Source organism: Devosia sp. LC5 (genome assembly GCF_000735585.1).
In the GTDB taxonomy this organism is placed as follows: Bacteria; Pseudomonadota; Alphaproteobacteria; order Rhizobiales; family Devosiaceae; genus Devosia.
Genome location: NZ_JNNO01000012.1, coordinates 55,496 through 72,448 on the forward strand (window position 1 = coordinate 55,496; position 16,953 = coordinate 72,448).

Annotated in this window: 17 protein-coding genes; 9 read left to right on the plus strand and 8 right to left on the minus strand. The window is 61.6% G+C overall.

All coding sequences use genetic code 11. The features are described 5' to 3' along the window. Positions 1-134 precede the first annotated feature (134 nt). A complete protein-coding gene (locus tag FF80_RS07690; RefSeq protein WP_035099070.1) occupies positions 135-425 on the plus strand; it encodes a 4a-hydroxytetrahydrobiopterin dehydratase in 291 nt (96 codons plus the stop codon). 10 nt (positions 426-435) lie between these two features. Here the strand turns inward: FF80_RS07690 and FF80_RS07695 are convergent, their stop codons facing one another. Genes FF80_RS07695 through FF80_RS20905 form a run of 3 tightly spaced genes read right to left on the minus strand, consistent with a single transcriptional unit; the run spans position 436 to position 6,195 of the window. Then, on the minus strand, positions 436-3,849 hold the full coding sequence (locus FF80_RS07695) for an error-prone DNA polymerase (RefSeq protein WP_081917324.1): 3,414 nt from the start codon (positions 3,847-3,849) through the stop codon (positions 436-438). After that, entirely contained in the window at positions 3,846-5,501 is a 1,656-nt protein-coding gene (locus FF80_RS07700) for a DNA polymerase Y family protein (RefSeq protein ID WP_152558299.1), read from the minus strand. Before FF80_RS07700 ends, FF80_RS07695 begins: the two co-directional genes overlap by 4 nt. Further along, positions 5,386-6,195 carry a hypothetical protein gene (locus FF80_RS20905; RefSeq protein WP_052153295.1) on the minus strand — a complete coding sequence of 270 codons (810 nt, stop codon included), beginning with the start codon at positions 6,193-6,195 and terminating at the stop codon, positions 5,386-5,388. The genes FF80_RS07700 and FF80_RS20905 overlap by 116 nt, the downstream gene beginning before the upstream one ends. A 230-nt stretch (positions 6,196-6,425) precedes the next feature. Here FF80_RS20905 and FF80_RS07710 point away from each other — a divergent pair, with 230 nt between their 5' ends. Then, positions 6,426-6,866 (plus strand): TerB family tellurite resistance protein, encoded by a 441-nt coding sequence (locus tag FF80_RS07710; protein WP_035099072.1) that lies wholly within the window; start codon positions 6,426-6,428, stop codon positions 6,864-6,866. 1 nt (position 6,867) lies between these two features. On the opposite strand, the gene FF80_RS07715 is transcribed toward FF80_RS07710, so the two are convergent. Beyond that, positions 6,868-7,413: a hypothetical protein gene (locus FF80_RS07715; protein ID WP_052153296.1), complete on the minus strand. Its 546-nt coding sequence runs from the start codon at positions 7,411-7,413 to the stop codon at positions 6,868-6,870. Between the two features lie 146 nt (positions 7,414-7,559). Between FF80_RS07715 and ppa the strand changes: the two genes are divergently transcribed. From ppa to FF80_RS07730, 3 genes are all read left to right on the plus strand, one after another. Beyond that, complete coding sequence (gene ppa / locus FF80_RS07720) at positions 7,560-8,093, plus strand: inorganic diphosphatase (RefSeq protein ID WP_035099073.1); 534 nt, start codon at positions 7,560-7,562, stop codon at positions 8,091-8,093. Between the two features lie 30 nt (positions 8,094-8,123). Continuing rightward, positions 8,124-8,756, plus strand: coding sequence for a chloramphenicol phosphotransferase (locus FF80_RS07725; protein ID WP_035099075.1), 633 nt, complete (start codon positions 8,124-8,126; stop codon positions 8,754-8,756). A 67-nt stretch (positions 8,757-8,823) separates the two neighbouring features. After that, positions 8,824-9,057: a hypothetical protein gene (locus FF80_RS07730; protein ID WP_035099077.1), complete on the plus strand. Its 234-nt coding sequence runs from the start codon at positions 8,824-8,826 to the stop codon at positions 9,055-9,057. On the opposite strand, the gene FF80_RS07735 is transcribed toward FF80_RS07730, so the two are convergent. The 4 genes from FF80_RS07735 to FF80_RS07750 form a co-directional block, all read right to left on the minus strand. Continuing rightward, on the minus strand, positions 9,039-9,587 hold the full coding sequence (locus tag FF80_RS07735) for a dihydrofolate reductase family protein (protein ID WP_035099411.1): 549 nt from the start codon (positions 9,585-9,587) through the stop codon (positions 9,039-9,041). The two genes, FF80_RS07730 and FF80_RS07735, sit on opposite strands and share 19 nt — an antisense overlap. Positions 9,588-9,899: 312 nt before the next feature. Further along, positions 9,900-10,748, minus strand: coding sequence for a 23S rRNA (adenine(2030)-N(6))-methyltransferase RlmJ (gene rlmJ, locus FF80_RS07740; protein ID WP_035099079.1), 849 nt, complete (start codon positions 10,746-10,748; stop codon positions 9,900-9,902). Between the two features lies 1 nt (position 10,749). Continuing rightward, a complete protein-coding gene (locus FF80_RS07745) occupies positions 10,750-11,397 on the minus strand; it encodes a LysE family translocator (protein ID WP_035099081.1) in 648 nt (215 codons plus the stop codon). Between the two features lie 179 nt (positions 11,398-11,576). Continuing rightward, complete coding sequence (locus FF80_RS07750) at positions 11,577-12,044, minus strand: Lrp/AsnC family transcriptional regulator (protein WP_035099083.1); 468 nt, start codon at positions 12,042-12,044, stop codon at positions 11,577-11,579. Positions 12,045-12,177: 133 nt separating this feature from the next. Here FF80_RS07750 and FF80_RS07755 point away from each other — a divergent pair, with 133 nt between their 5' ends. From FF80_RS07755 to FF80_RS07770, 4 genes are all read left to right on the plus strand, one after another. Next, positions 12,178-13,401 carry an argininosuccinate synthase gene (locus tag FF80_RS07755; RefSeq protein WP_035099084.1) on the plus strand — a complete coding sequence of 408 codons (1,224 nt, stop codon included), beginning with the start codon at positions 12,178-12,180 and terminating at the stop codon, positions 13,399-13,401. Positions 13,402-13,518: 117 nt separating this feature from the next. Beyond that, entirely contained in the window at positions 13,519-15,660 is a 2,142-nt protein-coding gene (locus tag FF80_RS07760) for an EAL domain-containing protein (RefSeq protein WP_160172809.1), read from the plus strand. A 252-nt stretch (positions 15,661-15,912) separates the two neighbouring features. Beyond that, complete coding sequence (locus tag FF80_RS07765) at positions 15,913-16,503, plus strand: sigma-70 family RNA polymerase sigma factor (RefSeq protein WP_052153298.1); 591 nt, start codon at positions 15,913-15,915, stop codon at positions 16,501-16,503. Positions 16,504-16,542: 39 nt separating this feature from the next. Further along, a complete protein-coding gene (locus tag FF80_RS07770) occupies positions 16,543-16,926 on the plus strand; it encodes a VOC family protein (protein ID WP_035099086.1) in 384 nt (127 codons plus the stop codon). The last annotated feature ends 27 nt before the right edge of the window (positions 16,927-16,953 follow it).

The following is a 16,953-nucleotide window of genomic DNA, read 5'->3' on the forward strand; positions in this document are numbered from 1 at the left end:
GGGATCTTGGCCTGCTCACTTTCCGGTGCAGAAGGTGAACGAGGCTTTAATGAGGATCGGGGCCGGGCCATCGCCTTGGAAGCGTCGCTTTGGCCTTTTAAGCCGATAGCATCAGGCACAGGAGGAGCAGGGACATGGTCGAAAAGCTGGTAGGCAAGGCGCGAGAGGATAGTCTTAAAACCCTCAATGGCTGGGTCTATGACGATGCGGCCGGGGCGATCGGCCACGCCTTCAAGTTCAAGGATTTTTCCGAGGCCTTCGCCTTCATGACCCGCGTGGCCCTTGCCGCCGAAAAGGCCGGCCACCATCCCGATTGGTCCAATAGCTATAATAGCGTCACCATCACGCTTTCGACCCACGACGCCGGCGGGCTGACAGAAAAGGATGTCGCCCTGGCCCAGGCCATCGACAAGATCATGGCTTAGGCGGCCGGGCTCAGTGGAAATTGCGCCCGCCCGGTAGCGCGGCATAGGCCTGCCGCCGGGCTTTTTCCTCCTCACGGCTGCGATCCCCGGGTGGGACAACTTCTCCGATATCCCTACCATTGCTGATGTCGAGCAATTGGGGGGTCATATCGATCATGTCCTCGGCAATGACATGGATCACCAACCCTTCCTTTTGCAGCTTGCCACGTACTGCCAGCAGGCGACTCGCCAGCAGCGTTCGGCGCATCTCGTCCTTCTCGAAGAGCTTTGGCCAGATGACGATATTGGCGATCCCAGTCTCGTCCTCGAGTGTGGCAAAGATCACCCCGCTCGCCGTACCGGGGCGTTGCCGCACCAGCACCAGCCCCGCCACCTCGATCCGATGCCCCGGCGTCACCTTGCCCAGATTTTTCGCCCGGACCGTGCCTCGCCCGTCAAGCATGGGCCGCAGGAACTGCACCGGATGCCCTTTGAGCGACAGGGAGAGCGACGCATAATCGTAGATCACCTCCTCACCGGGCCGCATCAGCGGCAGCCCGGACGGCGCTTCTTCCGCCAACGTCGGCTGGGCTGGCTGTGTGGCAGCAAAGAGCGGCAGCATCTCGGCCCCATGCGTGCCCAGCAATCCCCTGACCGTCCACAACGCTTCGCGCCGGTTGAGGCCCAGCCGGGCAAAGGCGTCAGCCCGGGCGAGTTTTTCAAGACTGGCAATCGGTACGCTGGTTCGCAACCACAGGTCACGAATGGATGTATAGCCCTCCCCCCGCAGCTCGATGATCCGCTCTATATCCTTCTTTGCCAGGCCCTGGACTTCCCGCAGGCCCAGCCGCAGCGCCTTTTCTGACCGGATGACTTCTCGCATGTCGACGTGACGATCCCAGACATGGTCACTGGCCTTCCAGCCATCATCCTCGAGCGCGCTATCATGGTTCGACCGGTTGATATCGGGCGGCCGCACCTCGACCCCATGCTCGACCGCATCGCGCACGAGCTGGCTGGGCGCATAAAAACCCATGGGCTGGGAATTGAGCAGCGCACAGGCAAAGACATCGGGATAGTGGCATTTGAGCCAGCATGAAGCGTAGACCAAGAGCGCAAAGGACGCTGCGTGGCTTTCGGGAAAGCCGTATTCGGCAAAGCCTTCAATCTGGGAAAAGCAGCGCTCGGCAAATTCCCGCGTATAGCCTCGCGGATTCTTCAGCATCCCATTGATGAATTTATCCCTGAAAATACCGATCTTTCCGGTTCGCCGCCAAGCTGCCATGGCACGCCGCAACTGGTCAGCCTCACCGGGTGTGAAACCCGCCCCTTTGACGGCCATTTGCATGGCCTGTTCCTGAAACAGAGGTATTCCAAGTGTCTTTTCGAGTACCATATCCAAAGGATCGTCGGGGTTTGCTTCCCAGCTCTTGTCCTGTCGGCGCTTGAGATAGGGATGCACCATGCCGCCCTGGATAGGACCGGGTCGCACGATGGCGACCTCGATAACCAAATCGTAGAATTCGACCGGCTTCAGCCGCGGCAGCATCGACATTTGCGCCCGGCTTTCTATCTGGAACACCCCGATCGTATCCGCCCGATGGGTCATGTCGTAGACCGGCTTTGCCCTGTCGGGATAATCGAATTCCTCATTCTGCAGCTCGACCAGTTTCACTTCTTGCCCATAATGCTCCTGCATCAGATCGAAGGCGCGGCGCAAACAGGTGAGCATGCCCAAAGCCAGCACATCGACCTTGAGAATGCCCAGGGCGTCGATATCGTCCTTGTTCCATTCGATGATATTGCGATTTTCCATGGCCGACTTGCCGATCGGCACCAGGCTTTCCAGCGAGTCGCGGGTGATGACGAAGCCGCCGACATGCTGGCTAAGATGGCGCGGAAAGCCTTTGAGGACCTTGATGACTTCAAACATCTGCGCCAGCACCGGATCGTCCGGGTCGAGGCCGATCGAACGGACCTTGCCCAGTTCGACGCTCGACCCCCAGCCCCAGTTCAACTGGTTGAAGGCATTGATCACATCGTCCGAAATTCCGAAGGCCTTGGCGGTTTCGCGCATGGCGCTCTTGGAGCGATAGGAGATGACATTGGCGGTCAGCCCGGTGCGCTTGCCGCCATATTTGTTGTAGACATATTGCATCACCTCTTCGCGCCGCTCATGCTCGAAATCGACATCGATATCGGGCGGTTCGTCGCGTTCGGTGGAGATGAAACGGCCGAAGACCAGAGTGGCCTTGCGTGGGTTGACCTCGGTGATTTCGAGGCAATAGCAGACCGTGGAATTGGCCGCCGATCCCCGCCCCTGGCATAGGATATTGCGCTCGTAGCGGGCAAAATGGACGATGTCGCGCACCGTCAGGAAATAGGCGGCATAGTTCTTATAGTCGATCAGCTTGAGTTCGGTGCGGATCGTGGCGGCGATATCTTCCGGCACCCCTCCGGGAAACCGCTTGGCCGCTCCTTCCCAGGTCAGCCGCTCCAATGTCTGCTGCGCCGTTTCGCCGTCGCCGATGGTTTCTTCGGGATAGTTATACTTGAGCTGATCGAGCGAAAAATCGATGCGGGCGATGAGGCGCTGGGTTTCAACGATGGCGTTGGGATGCTCGGCAAACAGCCGGCCCATTTCCCGCGCGGGTTTCAGATGCCGTTCGGCATTGGCGGCAAGCTGGAAGCCGGCGGTTTCGAGGGTGAGGTGCTCGCGGATACAGGTCACCACATCCTGCACCATGCGCCGGTCCGGCTCGTGATAGAACACGTCATTGCTGGCCAGCATGGGCGCGCCATGGCGCTTACCAAGCTCGTTGATCCGATTGAGCCGGGCCCGGTCATGGCCATCAAAGCGCACCGAGCCAGCAACCCAAATGCGGCCGCGCGCCAGCGTTGTCAGCTGTCCCAGCACCTGTTCAGTGCGCCCCCAATCGCTCTCATCGGGCATGAGAATGAAAAGCTGGCCCTGTGCATAATTTTCCGTCGGCCCCTGCTCGCTCGTCGAGCCCGGCCCGCCCGAACCGAAGAGGTCGGCGAAATGAAGCACCGGCTTGCCCTTCTCGCCCCGCTGGTTGGCGACGGTCAACAGCTTGCAAAGCCGGCCATAGGCCACCCGGCCGGTAGGATAGGCGATGATATCGGGCGTGTCATCGGCAAAGCAGAGCCGCACCCCGACCAGATAGCGGAAATCGGGATGGCTCTCCTTGAGATCGCGAGCCGCCACATAGCCGCGCACCACCCCGGCAAAGCTGTTGCGATCGGTCAGGCCAAAACCGGTATGCCCCAGATGGATGGCGGCATTTACCATTTCCTCGGGATGGGAGCCGCCATGGAGGAAAGAAAAATTGCTGGTAGAGACCAGTTCGGCAAACTCCGCCTCTACCGGTGGCAAACGAAGCCGCGTCCGTTGCGGTTGCGGTAGCTGGACGATCTGGCTCATGAGAAAATCCCATGCAGATACCAGCCAATTTCGCTCTGGGTCGGATCGAGCCCCTGCCGGTAAATCCAGAAGCGGTGGCCATCGGCATCCTCGACGACATAATAGTCCCGGCTCACCGCATCGGGGGTGAACCGGGCAAGGTTGGGGATATAGGGCTTCTGCTCACCCTTTTTGGGCACTTCTTGTGGAACCAATTGCAGCCGCTGGCCGCTGCGCCACCATTCGGCGCCCAGCCGTTCGGGGCCTGATGCCTTGATCAGCCGGTAGCTGATCCGGCGCCAGATCATCGAGGCCGGCAGCCCATCGGGCACTTCGGCATTGATCAGGATGGTTTCGGGCGCCGGCAGCAGGCGCAGGGGCCGGACCAGGTCGGGCCGCGGTTGATCATCGCCCGGAACATGGGCAATGGCCGGCACCAGCCGGGCGGCGCGTTCGGGGATATGGCTGGCCTGGAACTGGGTGCGCAGCACGACCATGGGTCCCAGCCGGCTGCTCATCCTGTCATGCAGCTGGTCGAGATCCTCGGTCGCGTCACGCTGGGTGAAAGCCCCCAATTGCGCGGCATCCAGCGCCCCCACCGAACTCACCGCCAACCGGATCATGTCAATGCCGAAGCCGGCGTCATAGGCGCCCTCCAGCCGCTCCGAGCGATGGGTGAAGAGCTTGGTGATATGCTCGGGATCGCGGCTGAGCCGGGCCGAATTGACCGAAAGCGTCATGACCTGATGATCGACGCGATAGAGAAAAAGATGAAAGGCCTGCCCGCCCAGCCCCTCGGTTTCAAGGCGAATGGCCAATTGGATGGCCAGGTCATGGGCGGTCATCAGCACATCGTCCATCAGGCCGATCGGATCGGCGAAGCGGCGTTCGGCATAGCGCTCGGCCGGGGGCAGGCGCGGCGTCATACGCTCTTCGATATGCCCAAAAGCCTGATCGAGCCGCAGCAACAGGCTTACTCCGAACCTGGCCTGCAGCGGCTTGCGTTCGCGGCTCCGCAATTGGCCGATGGCTTTGAGCCCCATCTGGGTCAGCCCGGCAATCTGGGCCGCGTCGAGCCGCAAGGCGGCGGCAGGCAACGCGTCGAGGACCCGGTCGAGATCGGGAGGTTCCACCACCTGGCTGCGGGCAAAATGGCTGACCGCCCAGGCCGCCCCGATCGTGGGCGCAATGGCGCCGGAGACGGCATAGCCAAGCTCGCGCAGCCGGGTCAGCAGCATGGCCAGCATGGCCCGTTCGCCACCAAAAAGATGGGCGACCCCGGTAATGTCCAGCACCAGATCGCCAAAGCCGGCGACATCATGCATCACCGCCACCAGCGGACTGGCATTGGAATGCCAATCGGCAAAATCGGCAAAGGCGGCTTCAAGCAGGGGCCGGTCCAGCTCGAGAACTGTGAGTCCCGGCACCATGGCGCGGGCATCGGCCAGGTTTTGCCCCACGCTGAGCCCAGCCCGGCCCGCTTCCGCGTCGATGGCGGCAAGCCGCAAGCCGCCCTTGATGCGCTCATAGAGCGCCAGGGGAGTGGTGAGCTTGCCATCACGCCGTTTCAGATAATCCGTCGGCCAGGTGGGCAGGAACAGCACGAGGAAGCGGCGCGCCGGCAGCATGCCGGTTTGCAGCCCTGTTTGCAGCATCGAGCGTTGTGAATCCATTTTGCGTCCAGCCTAGAAGCCATTCGGTTTGCTGGGTGAGAAGCACCCCCTTCTCCAATTGCACCCGCCAGCGCAGCGGGCCGGGGGCAAGGTGGTCGAAGCGTTTGCGGGCGCTAAGCGCGGGGGTGAGCCGCCAGCGCAGATGCGCGGCACTGGCTTCCCTTGTGGTGCCATAGCGCAACAGGAGAAACGAGGTGCCCGAACTGGCCGCCCGCAGGTTCAAGCGGCGGCTGGCGGTGAAATCGAGCACTTTGGGCTGGTCGGCGATATCGGCGATGACGGCGGCGACGGCTTTGCAGGCCAGAGCTTCTTCGGCAGCCCAGAGCAGCTCCACCATATTGGCCGGACGCACCAGGATCAGGGAGGCGGGATCAAAACCGAAACTGAGCAGGCCCGGGCCATAGGGCAGGCCCATTTCCTGGGACTGCTTGCCCAATTGCAGATAGATGACGGCACAGCGTTTTTCGCTGAGCAGGCTTTTCGCCTGGGCCAGGGCGAAGCCGAGAATGGCGCCACTATTGCGACGCTCATCGGTGAAAATCTCCTGCAGCAGCCCGCCGGCCAGCAGCGGAAACCCATCGCCCGGCGCGGCCGCCAGCACGCTGCGCCGCTCGGCCAGCACCGGTTTGCGCTCGATATCGGCAATAGTGTCGCGCAGCGCGGCAAGGCGCTGTTGTCGATCAGGCAAGCTCATGGAGCCGACCTCTCTTTGTGAACAAAACAAGAACCATTAGACTCCGTTTGCCGGCAGAGTCGAGTCCTTTTTGTTGGGATGAGCTGTTGCGGGGCTGCATCAATGCCGGTCAAGACCGCGTGACCCGGCCGCCCCAGCCATTGAGAGAATCCCAAGGCCTGCTATCTGTTTGAGGCCTGCCTTCCGGCGCGCACCCGTTTTACCGCTGCGCCCCAGAGGAGGCCATTACCATGTTCGAGGCCATTACCCGCCTGTTCAACAAGCCGGAAAACGCGCTTTCCGACCATGATCCCAAGCTGGCCGTCGCGGCTTTGCTGGTCCACCTCGCATCCGTGGATGGGCAGGCCAATGAAGCCGAACGCCGGGCGATCAAGGGCGCGCTGATGGATTATTATAGCCTGGATGAAGCCGCGGTAGACCAGTTGATGGAGCAGGCCGCCTTGCGCGATGCCGAAGCCGTCGATTTCTACAAATTCACCTCGGCACTGTCTTCGCTCGAAGCGAAAGACCGCATCGAGATCGTGCGTATGATGTGGATGGTGGTGTTTGCCGACAGCAAGAACCACGAACTGGAAGACAATATGGTCTGGCGCGTTGCCGAATTGATCGGCGTATCGAGCCGCGACCGCACCATATTGCGCAACCAGATCGGCAAGGCCGAGCAGGCCTGAATTACCAGGCCTTGAAGTCCCCGATGGTCTCGATTTCGTCTGTGGCGCAATCGAATGTGCCGGCCTTATCGGCGGCCTGACGCGCCCGCTCATTGGCATTGTCATTGGCCAGGGCATCGATATAGGCGATGTGGCAGCTATTGCCCTCGGCAAGCTGGGTCACCACCAGCACCTGGCCCTTGTTTTCCCCGCTTTGAGGATCGGCCGTGTGGTAGCGCACGATAGTGGCAATCGGCAGCCAGCGGCCCGAGGCATTGGACAGGCGCCATTCCAGCTTTGGCCCCAATTCGTTGAACGGACCCAGCGTCTGCCCGCGCGGTTCCTTGTCGATATTGAAGCCATAGCGGATGGAAAAGCGCAGATCGCCCTCGCTGACCAGCATGGGATAGCCCTTGTAGCCGGGGCAGGACCATTGGGTGGAAAAATCGTCCGAATCGAGCACCAGGCATTGGTTCAGATCCAGATCGGTATAGGCGCTGTTGAAGGCGGCATGAGCAGGCGCCGCGAGGAGCAATGGCAGGCAGGCGCCCAGCAAGATCGGCTTCATGGCATTTTTCCTTCCCGGGAACACGTTTTTGCCGCGAGCAGCAGGGACAAGCGGGATAAAGCCAAACTGGCTTGCTTTTGCGGCCCGTTCTGGGCAACAAAAGCCCCAATTTCGTCCCCCCCTTGATGAACGGACCTTGAACGCAAATGAACATCGACGCGATCCCAATCGGCAAGAACCCGCCCGACGACCTCAATGTCATCATCGAAGTTCCCCTGGGCGGCGAGCCGATCAAGTATGAGATCGATAAGGCCAGCGGCGCCCTCTTCGTCGATCGTTTCCTCTATACCCCGATGCGTTATCCCGGCAATTACGGCTTCGTGCCCCATACGCTGTGCGGCGATGGCGATCCGCTCGATGTCATCGTGATGAATTCGCGCCCGCTGGTGCCCGGCGCCGTGGTGCGGTCCCGCCCGGTCGGCGTGCTGTTCATGGAAGACGATGGCGGCCAGGACGAAAAGATCATCGCCGTGCCGGTCAGCAAGCTCACCCGCATGTATGACAATATCCTCGATATCGAAAATTTCCCCGAAATCCAGCTCGAACGGGTCAAGCACTTCTTCACCCATTACAAGGATCTCGAGCCCGGCAAATGGGCCAAGATCGACCGGATCGGCAATCTGGCCGACGCCCGCAAGGTGATTCTTGATTCGATCGAACTGGCCAAGACACAGAAATAGGTTTTGGCGCTTGCTCGATAAAACCCGCGCATGGGCGGATATGACGGGCCGCAAGCTGTGAGCGGGCGGATCGTCATTCTCAATGGTACGCCGCGGGCGGGTAAATCCTCCATCGCGGCGGCCATGCAGCAGCACCTGCCCGGGCGCTGGATCAATCTGGGGGTCGACGCGCAGAACAAGACCTTGCCGCCGCAATTGCTGCCCGGCATCGGCCTGCGGCCAGGTGGCGAGCGGCCGGATCTCGAGCCCAATGTGATCCCGCTTTATCTGGCGCTCTATGGCGCGATCGCGGCTCATGCCCGGCAGGGTTTTGATGTGGTTGCCGATGTTGGCCATCATGATGATTATTCGCGGCCGCTCGGTATCCTGCCGCAATGCGCCCGGCTGCTGGCGGGGCTGCCGGTGCTGTTTGTGGGGGTGCATTGCCCCATCGAGGTAATCATGGTGCGGCGCAATGCCGATCCACAGAGCGGGCTTTATGTGGGGGGCGACAGTGTTCCCGCGCCGGTACTACGCTGGCAGGAAGCGGTGCATGTGCCGGGGATTTATGATGTGAGCGTGGATAGCAGTGTCCTCACGCCGCAGGACTGCGTGGCGGTGATTGCCGAGGCGCTGCGGACGCCGAAGCGGCCGAGTGCGTTCGAGGTGCTGGCGGGGATGTGAGCCCCGACAACGTGATTTGCCGCGGCCCTGCCACAGGCGCACCCTCGCCTGAGGAAGGAGGGTCGATATGATGAGCATGTTGAGAAATGCTGTCGGCATTGTCTTGCTGGTGATCGGCGCGGTCTGGGTGTTGCAGGGCGCCAATATATTGACCGGGAGCGCCATGTCGGGCCGCAGCCAATGGCTGGTCGTGGGCATATTGATGGCCGTGGCCGGCGTGGCGCTGCTGTGGTGGAACCGGCGGGCGGGCCAGCGCAGTATATCGGCTGACCCGGCCGGGCATCAGGCGCGCAAGCGATAGGTCTGCACGATATTGCCCTTGGACGTGATGGTGCTGTCCACGAGGATAAGCCGCGTCGCCGGATCGCCCGGCTCGAACAGGTGCCGCCCCGTGCCGGCAATCACCGGATGGGTGATCAGCGTCAATTCGTCGAGCAGGCCGGCAAACAGCAGCTGCCGTACCAGCGAAATGCCGGCCATGGCGGCAATCTCGCCGCCCTCCTGCGCCTTGAGCGCACGCACGAAATCGAACAGCTCGCCCTCGATCAGGCTGGCATTGGTCCAGTCGAGCGGCCCCTTGAGCGTGCGCGAGGCGACATGCTTGGGCACTGCGTTGATGAAGCCGGCAAAATCCATGTCCTGCCCGGCATTGGGCCAATAGCCGGCCCATTCCTCGTATCCCACCCGGCCCAGCAATACCGTATCAACCTTGCCCATGACGCTGCCGAGCAATTGGCCGAGTTCGGCGTCAAACGCATCGAATTGCCAGCGATCGGGGGCTTCCACGACCCCGTCGACCGAATGAAACAGTCCGGCTGTCAGTTTACGCATGATGATTTTCTTTCCCTGTGCGGCGGCCAACTTGGCCACCCTCGCTGTCACGACGAACGCGATCGCGCGGTTTCGACAGAGTGCGGAAAATTTCGGGCGAGCAGAAGCGCCGCCTGGTACGGTTATCGAATGGACGGACGGGGAGAGCGGTGGGGGGAGATTGCGAAATGACCCTCGGTCCTCACCCACCCACAATGTCATCCCCGCGAAAGCGGGAAATCTCTGTTGTTTGGAGAGCCCGGTAAACAGAGGTACCCGCTTTCGCGGGGATGACATTGTGGGTGGTTTGACATTGGGAAGGAGCAGGGCTTCCTACTCCCCAGCCACCCATTCAATCTTGAACTCGCCGCGCCCTTCATCAGCCAACAGCGCCGCCAGCGGCGGCAGCAGCGTTCTCATGTCCTGCTCCAGCGCATAGGGCGGATTGACCACGATCATGCCGGTGCCGAAGAGGCGGGCCGGGGTGGAGGGCGCGCGGATGGTCAGTTCGATGCGCAGGATTTTGGGGATACCGGTCGCCCTGAGGTCGGCCACGAAGCTTTCGACCTCGCTTGGCTCCTTGATCGGATACCAGAAGGCAAAAATCCCGCCGGGCCAGCGGCGATGGCCTTTGATCAGGCCGGCCACCATGCGGGAAAATTCACCCTTTTCCTCAAAAGGCGGGTCGATGAGCACCAGGCCGCGTTTTTCCTTGGGCGGCAGATGGGTGCCCAGGGCGGCCCAGCCGTCGAGATGGGTGACGCGGGTCTGGAAATCGCCGGCAAAGTTTTCGCGCAGCGCCTCGGCATCGGCGGGGTGCAGTTCCAGCGCAAACAGCCGGTCCTGTTCGCGCAGCAGGGAGCGGGTGATCAGGGGCGAGCCGGGATAAAAGCGCAATTGCCCATCGGGGTTCTGCGCCTTGACGCTATCGAGATAGGGTTTTGCCAATTCCGCCGCTGCGGGGGGCAGGCCGGTTTGCACCAGGCGGGCAATGCCCTCGTGCCATTCCCCGGTGCGTTCGGCCTGATCGCCCTCCAGATCATAGAGCCCGACCCCGGCATGGGTATCGAGCACGCGGAAGGCGGCCGGCTTGCGCTTGAGATAGTCCAGAATCCGGACCAGGATCAGGTGTTTGACCACATCGGCAAAATTGCCGGCGTGAAAGGCGTGACGGTAATTCAACTCACTTGCGTCCTTCGGCCAGAAGAATGGTGGCGGCAAAGGCCATGAACACGGCCGCAAAGCTCCAGTTCAGCGCCTTGGAGACCCATTTGTTGTCGCGCAGGGTAGTAGTTAGCCATTCGGCGAAGAGCACAGTGGCGACCACGATCGGGATCGAGACGACGATAAACTCGACGCCCAGGAATAGCAGCTTGCTCGCGGCCGCTGGATCGCTGGCCGAGACGAATTGGGGCAGGAAGGTCACGAAAAACAGTGCCACTTTGGGATTGGTCAGATTGATGCCGAGCCCGGTCATGTAGCTTTGCGCGAAGCTGGGTTGGCGGTCGCCATCGCGCGCGACCAACAGGCCGCCACCACTACGCACCGCCTGGATCGCCAGCCATACGAGATATAGCGCCCCCACGATCTTGAGGACCCAGAAGGCTGCGGGTGCTGCAACAATCAGCACCGAAATGCCGAAGGCGACGAGCGCGGTGTGCACGGCGATCCCGGTCGTGGTGCCCAGCCCCGCCGCAAAGCCATGCGCGCGGCCATGGCTCATGGTGCGCGAGACGAATAGTGCCATGTCGGGCCCCGGCGTGATCGCCAGAACAAAAGCCGCGAGCGCAAAGGTCAGGATCACCGAAAGATCGGGAATGAAGCCGGGCATGGTATTTTCCGTGGGGGCAGGATTTGTGCCCTAGCCATAACGCGGCGCGGGCGGGGAAGCGAGCCTTCCAGTAGACCTCATCCTGAGCCTGTCGAAGGACGAGGGCGTGGCACCCGCTCCTCCACTCGCTCGACCTCGTGGTTCGACAGGCTCACCATGCGGTCTTTGAGAGATGGCCCTCACGCCAGCGGCAGCTCGTAGCTCCGCTTGATGGTTTCCATCGGCACGTCGGTCTTGACGCTTTGTACGCTGGGGATGCGGGTCAGGTAATCGGCCTGGAAGCGCCAATAGGCGTGCAGGTCCGCCGTGACCACGCGCATGATGGCGTCGCATTCCCCGGTGGTGAGATAGCATTCGACCACTTCGGGGAATTTGCGCACCGTCTCGGCAAATTGCGCGGTAATGGTGGAATCCTGGGTCTTGAACCAGACGCGGACGAACACGGTGAGGCCGACACCGGCCTTGGGCCCGTTGAGCACGGCGACATATTGCTCGATGACGCCGGATTCCTCCAAAATCTTGACCCGGCGCAGGCAGGGCGAGGGCGACAGGCCCACTTCATTGGCCAGTTCGACATTGCTCATGCGGGCATTGCGCTGCAGGGCGCGCAGAATGCGGCGATCGATGGCATCGAGCGAAACTGGTATTTTTGGTCTCCCCTGCGCGAGAAATTGGCAGATTGTGCCAGATAATGATGCAAGATTGACGTAATCGCAAGATTGTTGCGCTCGCTCTGGTGTATTACTTTGCGCCAGTTACCAAGGGAACAGAACCTTTATCATGGCAAAAGACATCAAGAAGGTCGTGCTGGCCTATTCGGGCGGGCTCGATACCTCGATCATCCTCAAATGGCTGCAGGAGACCTATCAATGCGAGGTGGTGACCTTCACCGCTGACCTGGGCCAGGGCGAAGAGCTCGAGCCGGCGCGCAAGAAGGCCGAACTGATGGGGATCAAGGAAATCCACATCGAGGATCTGCGCGAGGAGTTCGTGCGGGATTTCGTGTTCCCCATGTTCCGCGCCAATACGGTCTATGAGGGCCAGTATCTGCTGGGCACCTCGATCGCCCGCCCGCTGATTGCCAAGCGGCTGGTGCAGATCGCCCAGGAAAGCGGCGCCGATGCCATTTCCCACGGCGCCACCGGCAAGGGCAATGATCAGGTGCGGTTCGAACTGACCGCCAATGCGCTCGATCCGTCCATCAAGGTCATCGCGCCGTGGCGCGAATGGGATCTGCAGAGCCGCACGGCGCTGCTCAATTATGCCGAAAAGAACCAGATTCCGATCGCCAAGGACAAGCGCGGCGAGGCCCCGTTCTCGGTCGATGCCAATCTGCTGCACACTTCGTCCGAAGGCATGGTGCTGGAAGACCCCGCCGTGCCCTTCCCCGATTATGTGCCGCAACGCACCGTCAATCCGGAAGATGCACCCAACGAGGCTGAGATCATCACCATCGGCTACGAAAAGGGCGATCCGGTCTCGGTCAATGGCGAAAAGCTCTCGCCGGCGAGCCTCCTCACCAAGCTCAATGAGCTAGGTGGCAAGCATGGCGTGGGCCGGCTCGATCTGGTCGAGAACCGCTTTGTCGGCATGAAATCGCGCGGGCTCTATGAAACCCCCGGCGGCACGATCATGCTGGTGGCCCATCGCGGCATCGAATCCATCACGCTCGATCGTGGCGAAGCGCATCTGAAGGATGAGCTGATGCCCAAATATGCCGAGCTGATCTATAATGGCTTCTGGTATGCGCCCGAGCGCGAAATGCTGCAGGCGCTGATCGACAAGAGCCAGGAATTCGTCACTGGCGAAGTCACGGTCAAGCTCTACAAGGGCAGCGCCAGCGTCATCGCCCGCAGCTCGCCCTATTCGCTCTATTCGATGGATCTGGTGACCTTCGAAGAGGGCTCGGGCACCTATGATCATCACGATGCCGAAGGCTTCATCAAGCTCAATGGGCTGCGCCTCAAGACCTATGCCGCGCGCAACAAGAAGGCCGGCAAGTAGCTGATTCTCCTGCCGGGGCTGCGCGGCCCCGGCAGGCCTTAATGGCTCGTTAATGGGAAATCTCTAGCTTTCCCGCCAGCATGGATGCAGTTGCATCGGGCGGGGAGATATCGGCTGGTGCGAGCAGAAGACGCCGGCAGCTTGAGCGAGATGGCCGAGGCCCTGTTGCTCGATGCGGCCCTTGAAAACATTCCCTATGGTTTCTGCGTCTGGTCGCCCCAATTCCGGCTGGTCATGTGGAACAAGAACTGGCGCGACCTCTATGGCTTCCGGCTCGATCAGGTGCATCGGGGGATGAGCCTGGAAGAGGTGGTGGAGCTATCGGCCCGATTGGGCAATCACCACGAGCATGGTTCGCAGGGGTTTTACGAGGCCTATACCGCCGAGCTGTTGGCCAATCGCGGCGGCGCCCGCTACAAAAGCCAGGAAATGGTGCATGGCGGGCGGGTGATCGAAACCGCCCATGTCTATTCCGAGGCGCTGGGTTGGGTGGTGACCCATGAGGACGTTACCGCCGAGCTCGCCCGCACCGAAATCGTCGCCAAGCGCAAGCTGGAGCTTGAGCGGCAGAACATAAGGCTCGATGCAGCGGTCAACAATATCAGCCAGGGCCTGTGCATGTTCGATCCGCGTGGGCGGCTCGTCATCTGCAACCAGCCCTATATCAAGATCTACAATCTGCCCGAGCGCCTGCACAAGCCGGGCACCCAGCTTGAGGATATTCTGGGCCATCTGTTCGATGTGGGCATGAGCGCATCGGGTACGCGCGAGGACTATATCGTGTGGCGGCGCGAGGTGATCGCCCGGCGCGAATTTGGCAAGACCGTGCATGAGCTCAACGGCCGCGTCATCCTGATGCAGCACCATCCGATGAAGGACGGCGGATGGGTATCGACGCACGAGGACATTACCGAGCAACGCCAGACCGAAGCGCGCATCCGCCACCTGGCGCGGCACGATGCCTTGACCGACCTGCCCAACCGCATCGAATTTCTGGAACAGATGGCCAAGACCGAAGCGGGCCTGGGCCGTGGCGAAATGGCCGCCGTGCTCTATCTCGATCTCGATCACTTCAAGGCGGTCAATGACACGCTGGGCCATGCGGTAGGCGACGAAGTCATCAAGCAGGCTTCGGCCCGGCTCTGGGGCACCACGCGGGAAACCGATCTTCTGGCCCGCTTAGGTGGCGATGAATTCGCCATCCTGATGCGGCCGCTCGAGAGTGCGAGCGACGCGGCGCGCGTGGCCGATCGCATCATCAAGGCGATATCGGCGCCGATGAACATTGCCGGCCAGCAGATCGATATCGGCATCAGCATCGGCATTGCGCTGGGGCCGGGCGATGGCATCAAGACTGATACATTGGTCAAGAATGCGGATCTGGCGCTCTACAAGGCCAAGAGCGAAGGCCGATCTACCTATCACTTCTTCGAAGCCGGCATGGATGCCGCGCTGCAGCAGCGCCGCACCATCGAGGCCGGCCTGCGGCTGGCTCTGCAGCGCCAGGAATTGCGCCTGGTCTATCAACCGCTGCTGGGCCTCAAGGAAAACCGCGTCACCTGTGTCGAGGCGCTGTTGCGCTGGGACCATGACGATCGCACCGTCTCGCCGGTCGAATTCATCCCCATTGCCGAAGAAACCGGGCTGATCGTGCCGATTGGCGAATGGGTGCTGCGCGAAGCCTGCAAGTCCGCTGCGAGCTGGCCGGACGAAATCCGCGTCGCGGTCAATCTCTCGCCCGTGCAGTTCAAAAGCCGCGACCTCGTCGGCCTGGTCAAATCTGCACTTAGCGATGCGCGCCTGCCCGCGACGCGGCTCGAACTCGAAATCACCGAAAGCCTGTTGCTGGCCGAAAGCGAAAGCGTGCTCAAGGCTCTGCACGATCTGCGCGCCATGGGCGTACGCATTTCGATGGATGATTTCGGCACCGGCTATTCCTCGTTGTCCTATCTCCGCAGTTTCCCCTTCGACAAGATCAAGATCGATCGCTCCTTCATGGCCGATCTGACCAGCCGGCAGGATAGCCAGGCCATTATCCGGGCAGTGATCGGACTGGGCCAATCGCTGGGCATGTCGACCACCGCCGAGGGCGTGGAGACCGAAGAACAGCTCGCCATGGTGCGGGCGCAGGGCTGCTCGGAAGTGCAGGGCTTTTTGTTTTCGCCGCCACTGCCCCCGACCGCGCTCGCTAACCTGCTGCAGGGTGAGGCGGCCAGGGCGGAGGCCGAGGTGTGGACTGAGCGGAAGAAGGCGTCTTAGGTTTTCCGACACCGCATGTCGGGCGGCCAGTGTTTACTTTGAGTACTTCCCCGCACCGCCCAAACCATCCCCTCCATCGTCATTGCCCGGCTTGTCCGGGCAATCCATTGCTGCCGCGCCCGCTGAAAGATGGATCACCCGGACAAGCCGGGTGATGACGATGAATGGAGGGAAGCGTGCAAATGGTGAGTACTCTCACACCCCAATTGCCTTTTGCCCCGTCCCTTGACACCCTCACGCCGAGGAGACGCCATGCGGCCAAGCCATTACGCTCAATTGCTCGCCATTGCCCGCCGCGCCACCCTGCGGGCTGATGAAGCGGACGATCTGGTGCAGGATGCTCTGCTTGAAGCCGTGCGCAGCGGCCGCGCGATTGCCGGCCCGCAGGATGTCCGCTGGCTGGCCGGCATTATCCGCAACCGCGCCAGGCTCGCCGCAAGGGGCGCCAGCCGGCGAAGGCTGCGCGAGAGCCATTGGCATGCCATGCGGGTCGAGTCCGCGCCGCCTGCCGAACAACCCGACCTCACCACCATGCTTGCCAACTTGCCGCCGGCACTCAAGGCCGTCGCCGCGCTGACCCTGTCGGGTCACAACCGCCGCGAGGTCGCCTATTTGCTTGAGCTATCCGATACGGCCCTGCGCCAGCGCATCACTGCGCTCAAACGCCATCTGACTGCGCAGGGTGTCGCCATGCCCGAAGGCATGCCGGGGCTTAATCTCGATCTGGCCTATGGCCGCATTCGCGACGCGCTGCTGCCGGGCCTGTTGCGGCAAGGCGGGGTTTTCGCCAGCCACGATCCCGATGGGCATCTTTTTATCGTGCGGCGCTCACAAAAGCGCTGAGCGTGGCAACAAGGGCATATCAGACCACAGGAGGACGCCATGGCATTCAAGCCGAAATCGGCCAGTATCGTATTTTACGTTTCCGACATTACCCGTACCGAGAGCTTCTACAATGACGTGTTCGGGCTCGATCTTAGGCGCGAGGACGGCGCCGAGCCGTTCTGGCTGTCCGGCCGGCTCGAAAACGGGCTCGAGCTGGTCTTCTTCCAGATGGATGGCAAGCGCGGTGATACACCGGCTCTGGTCTTTGACGTCACTGAGGGTGGCATTGATGACGTGATTGCCGATCTCGTCGCCAAGGGCGTCACCATCGTCACCCCGGTCTCGGAGGCGCCGGGCGGCTGGAGCGCCGACTTTCTGGACCCCGATGGTTTTGGCCTGGGGCTCTGGCAATCGGAGGCGTTGCCGCGCTCGCTGAAGTAGTCCTGCGGGGCGGTCTTGGCCGCCCTG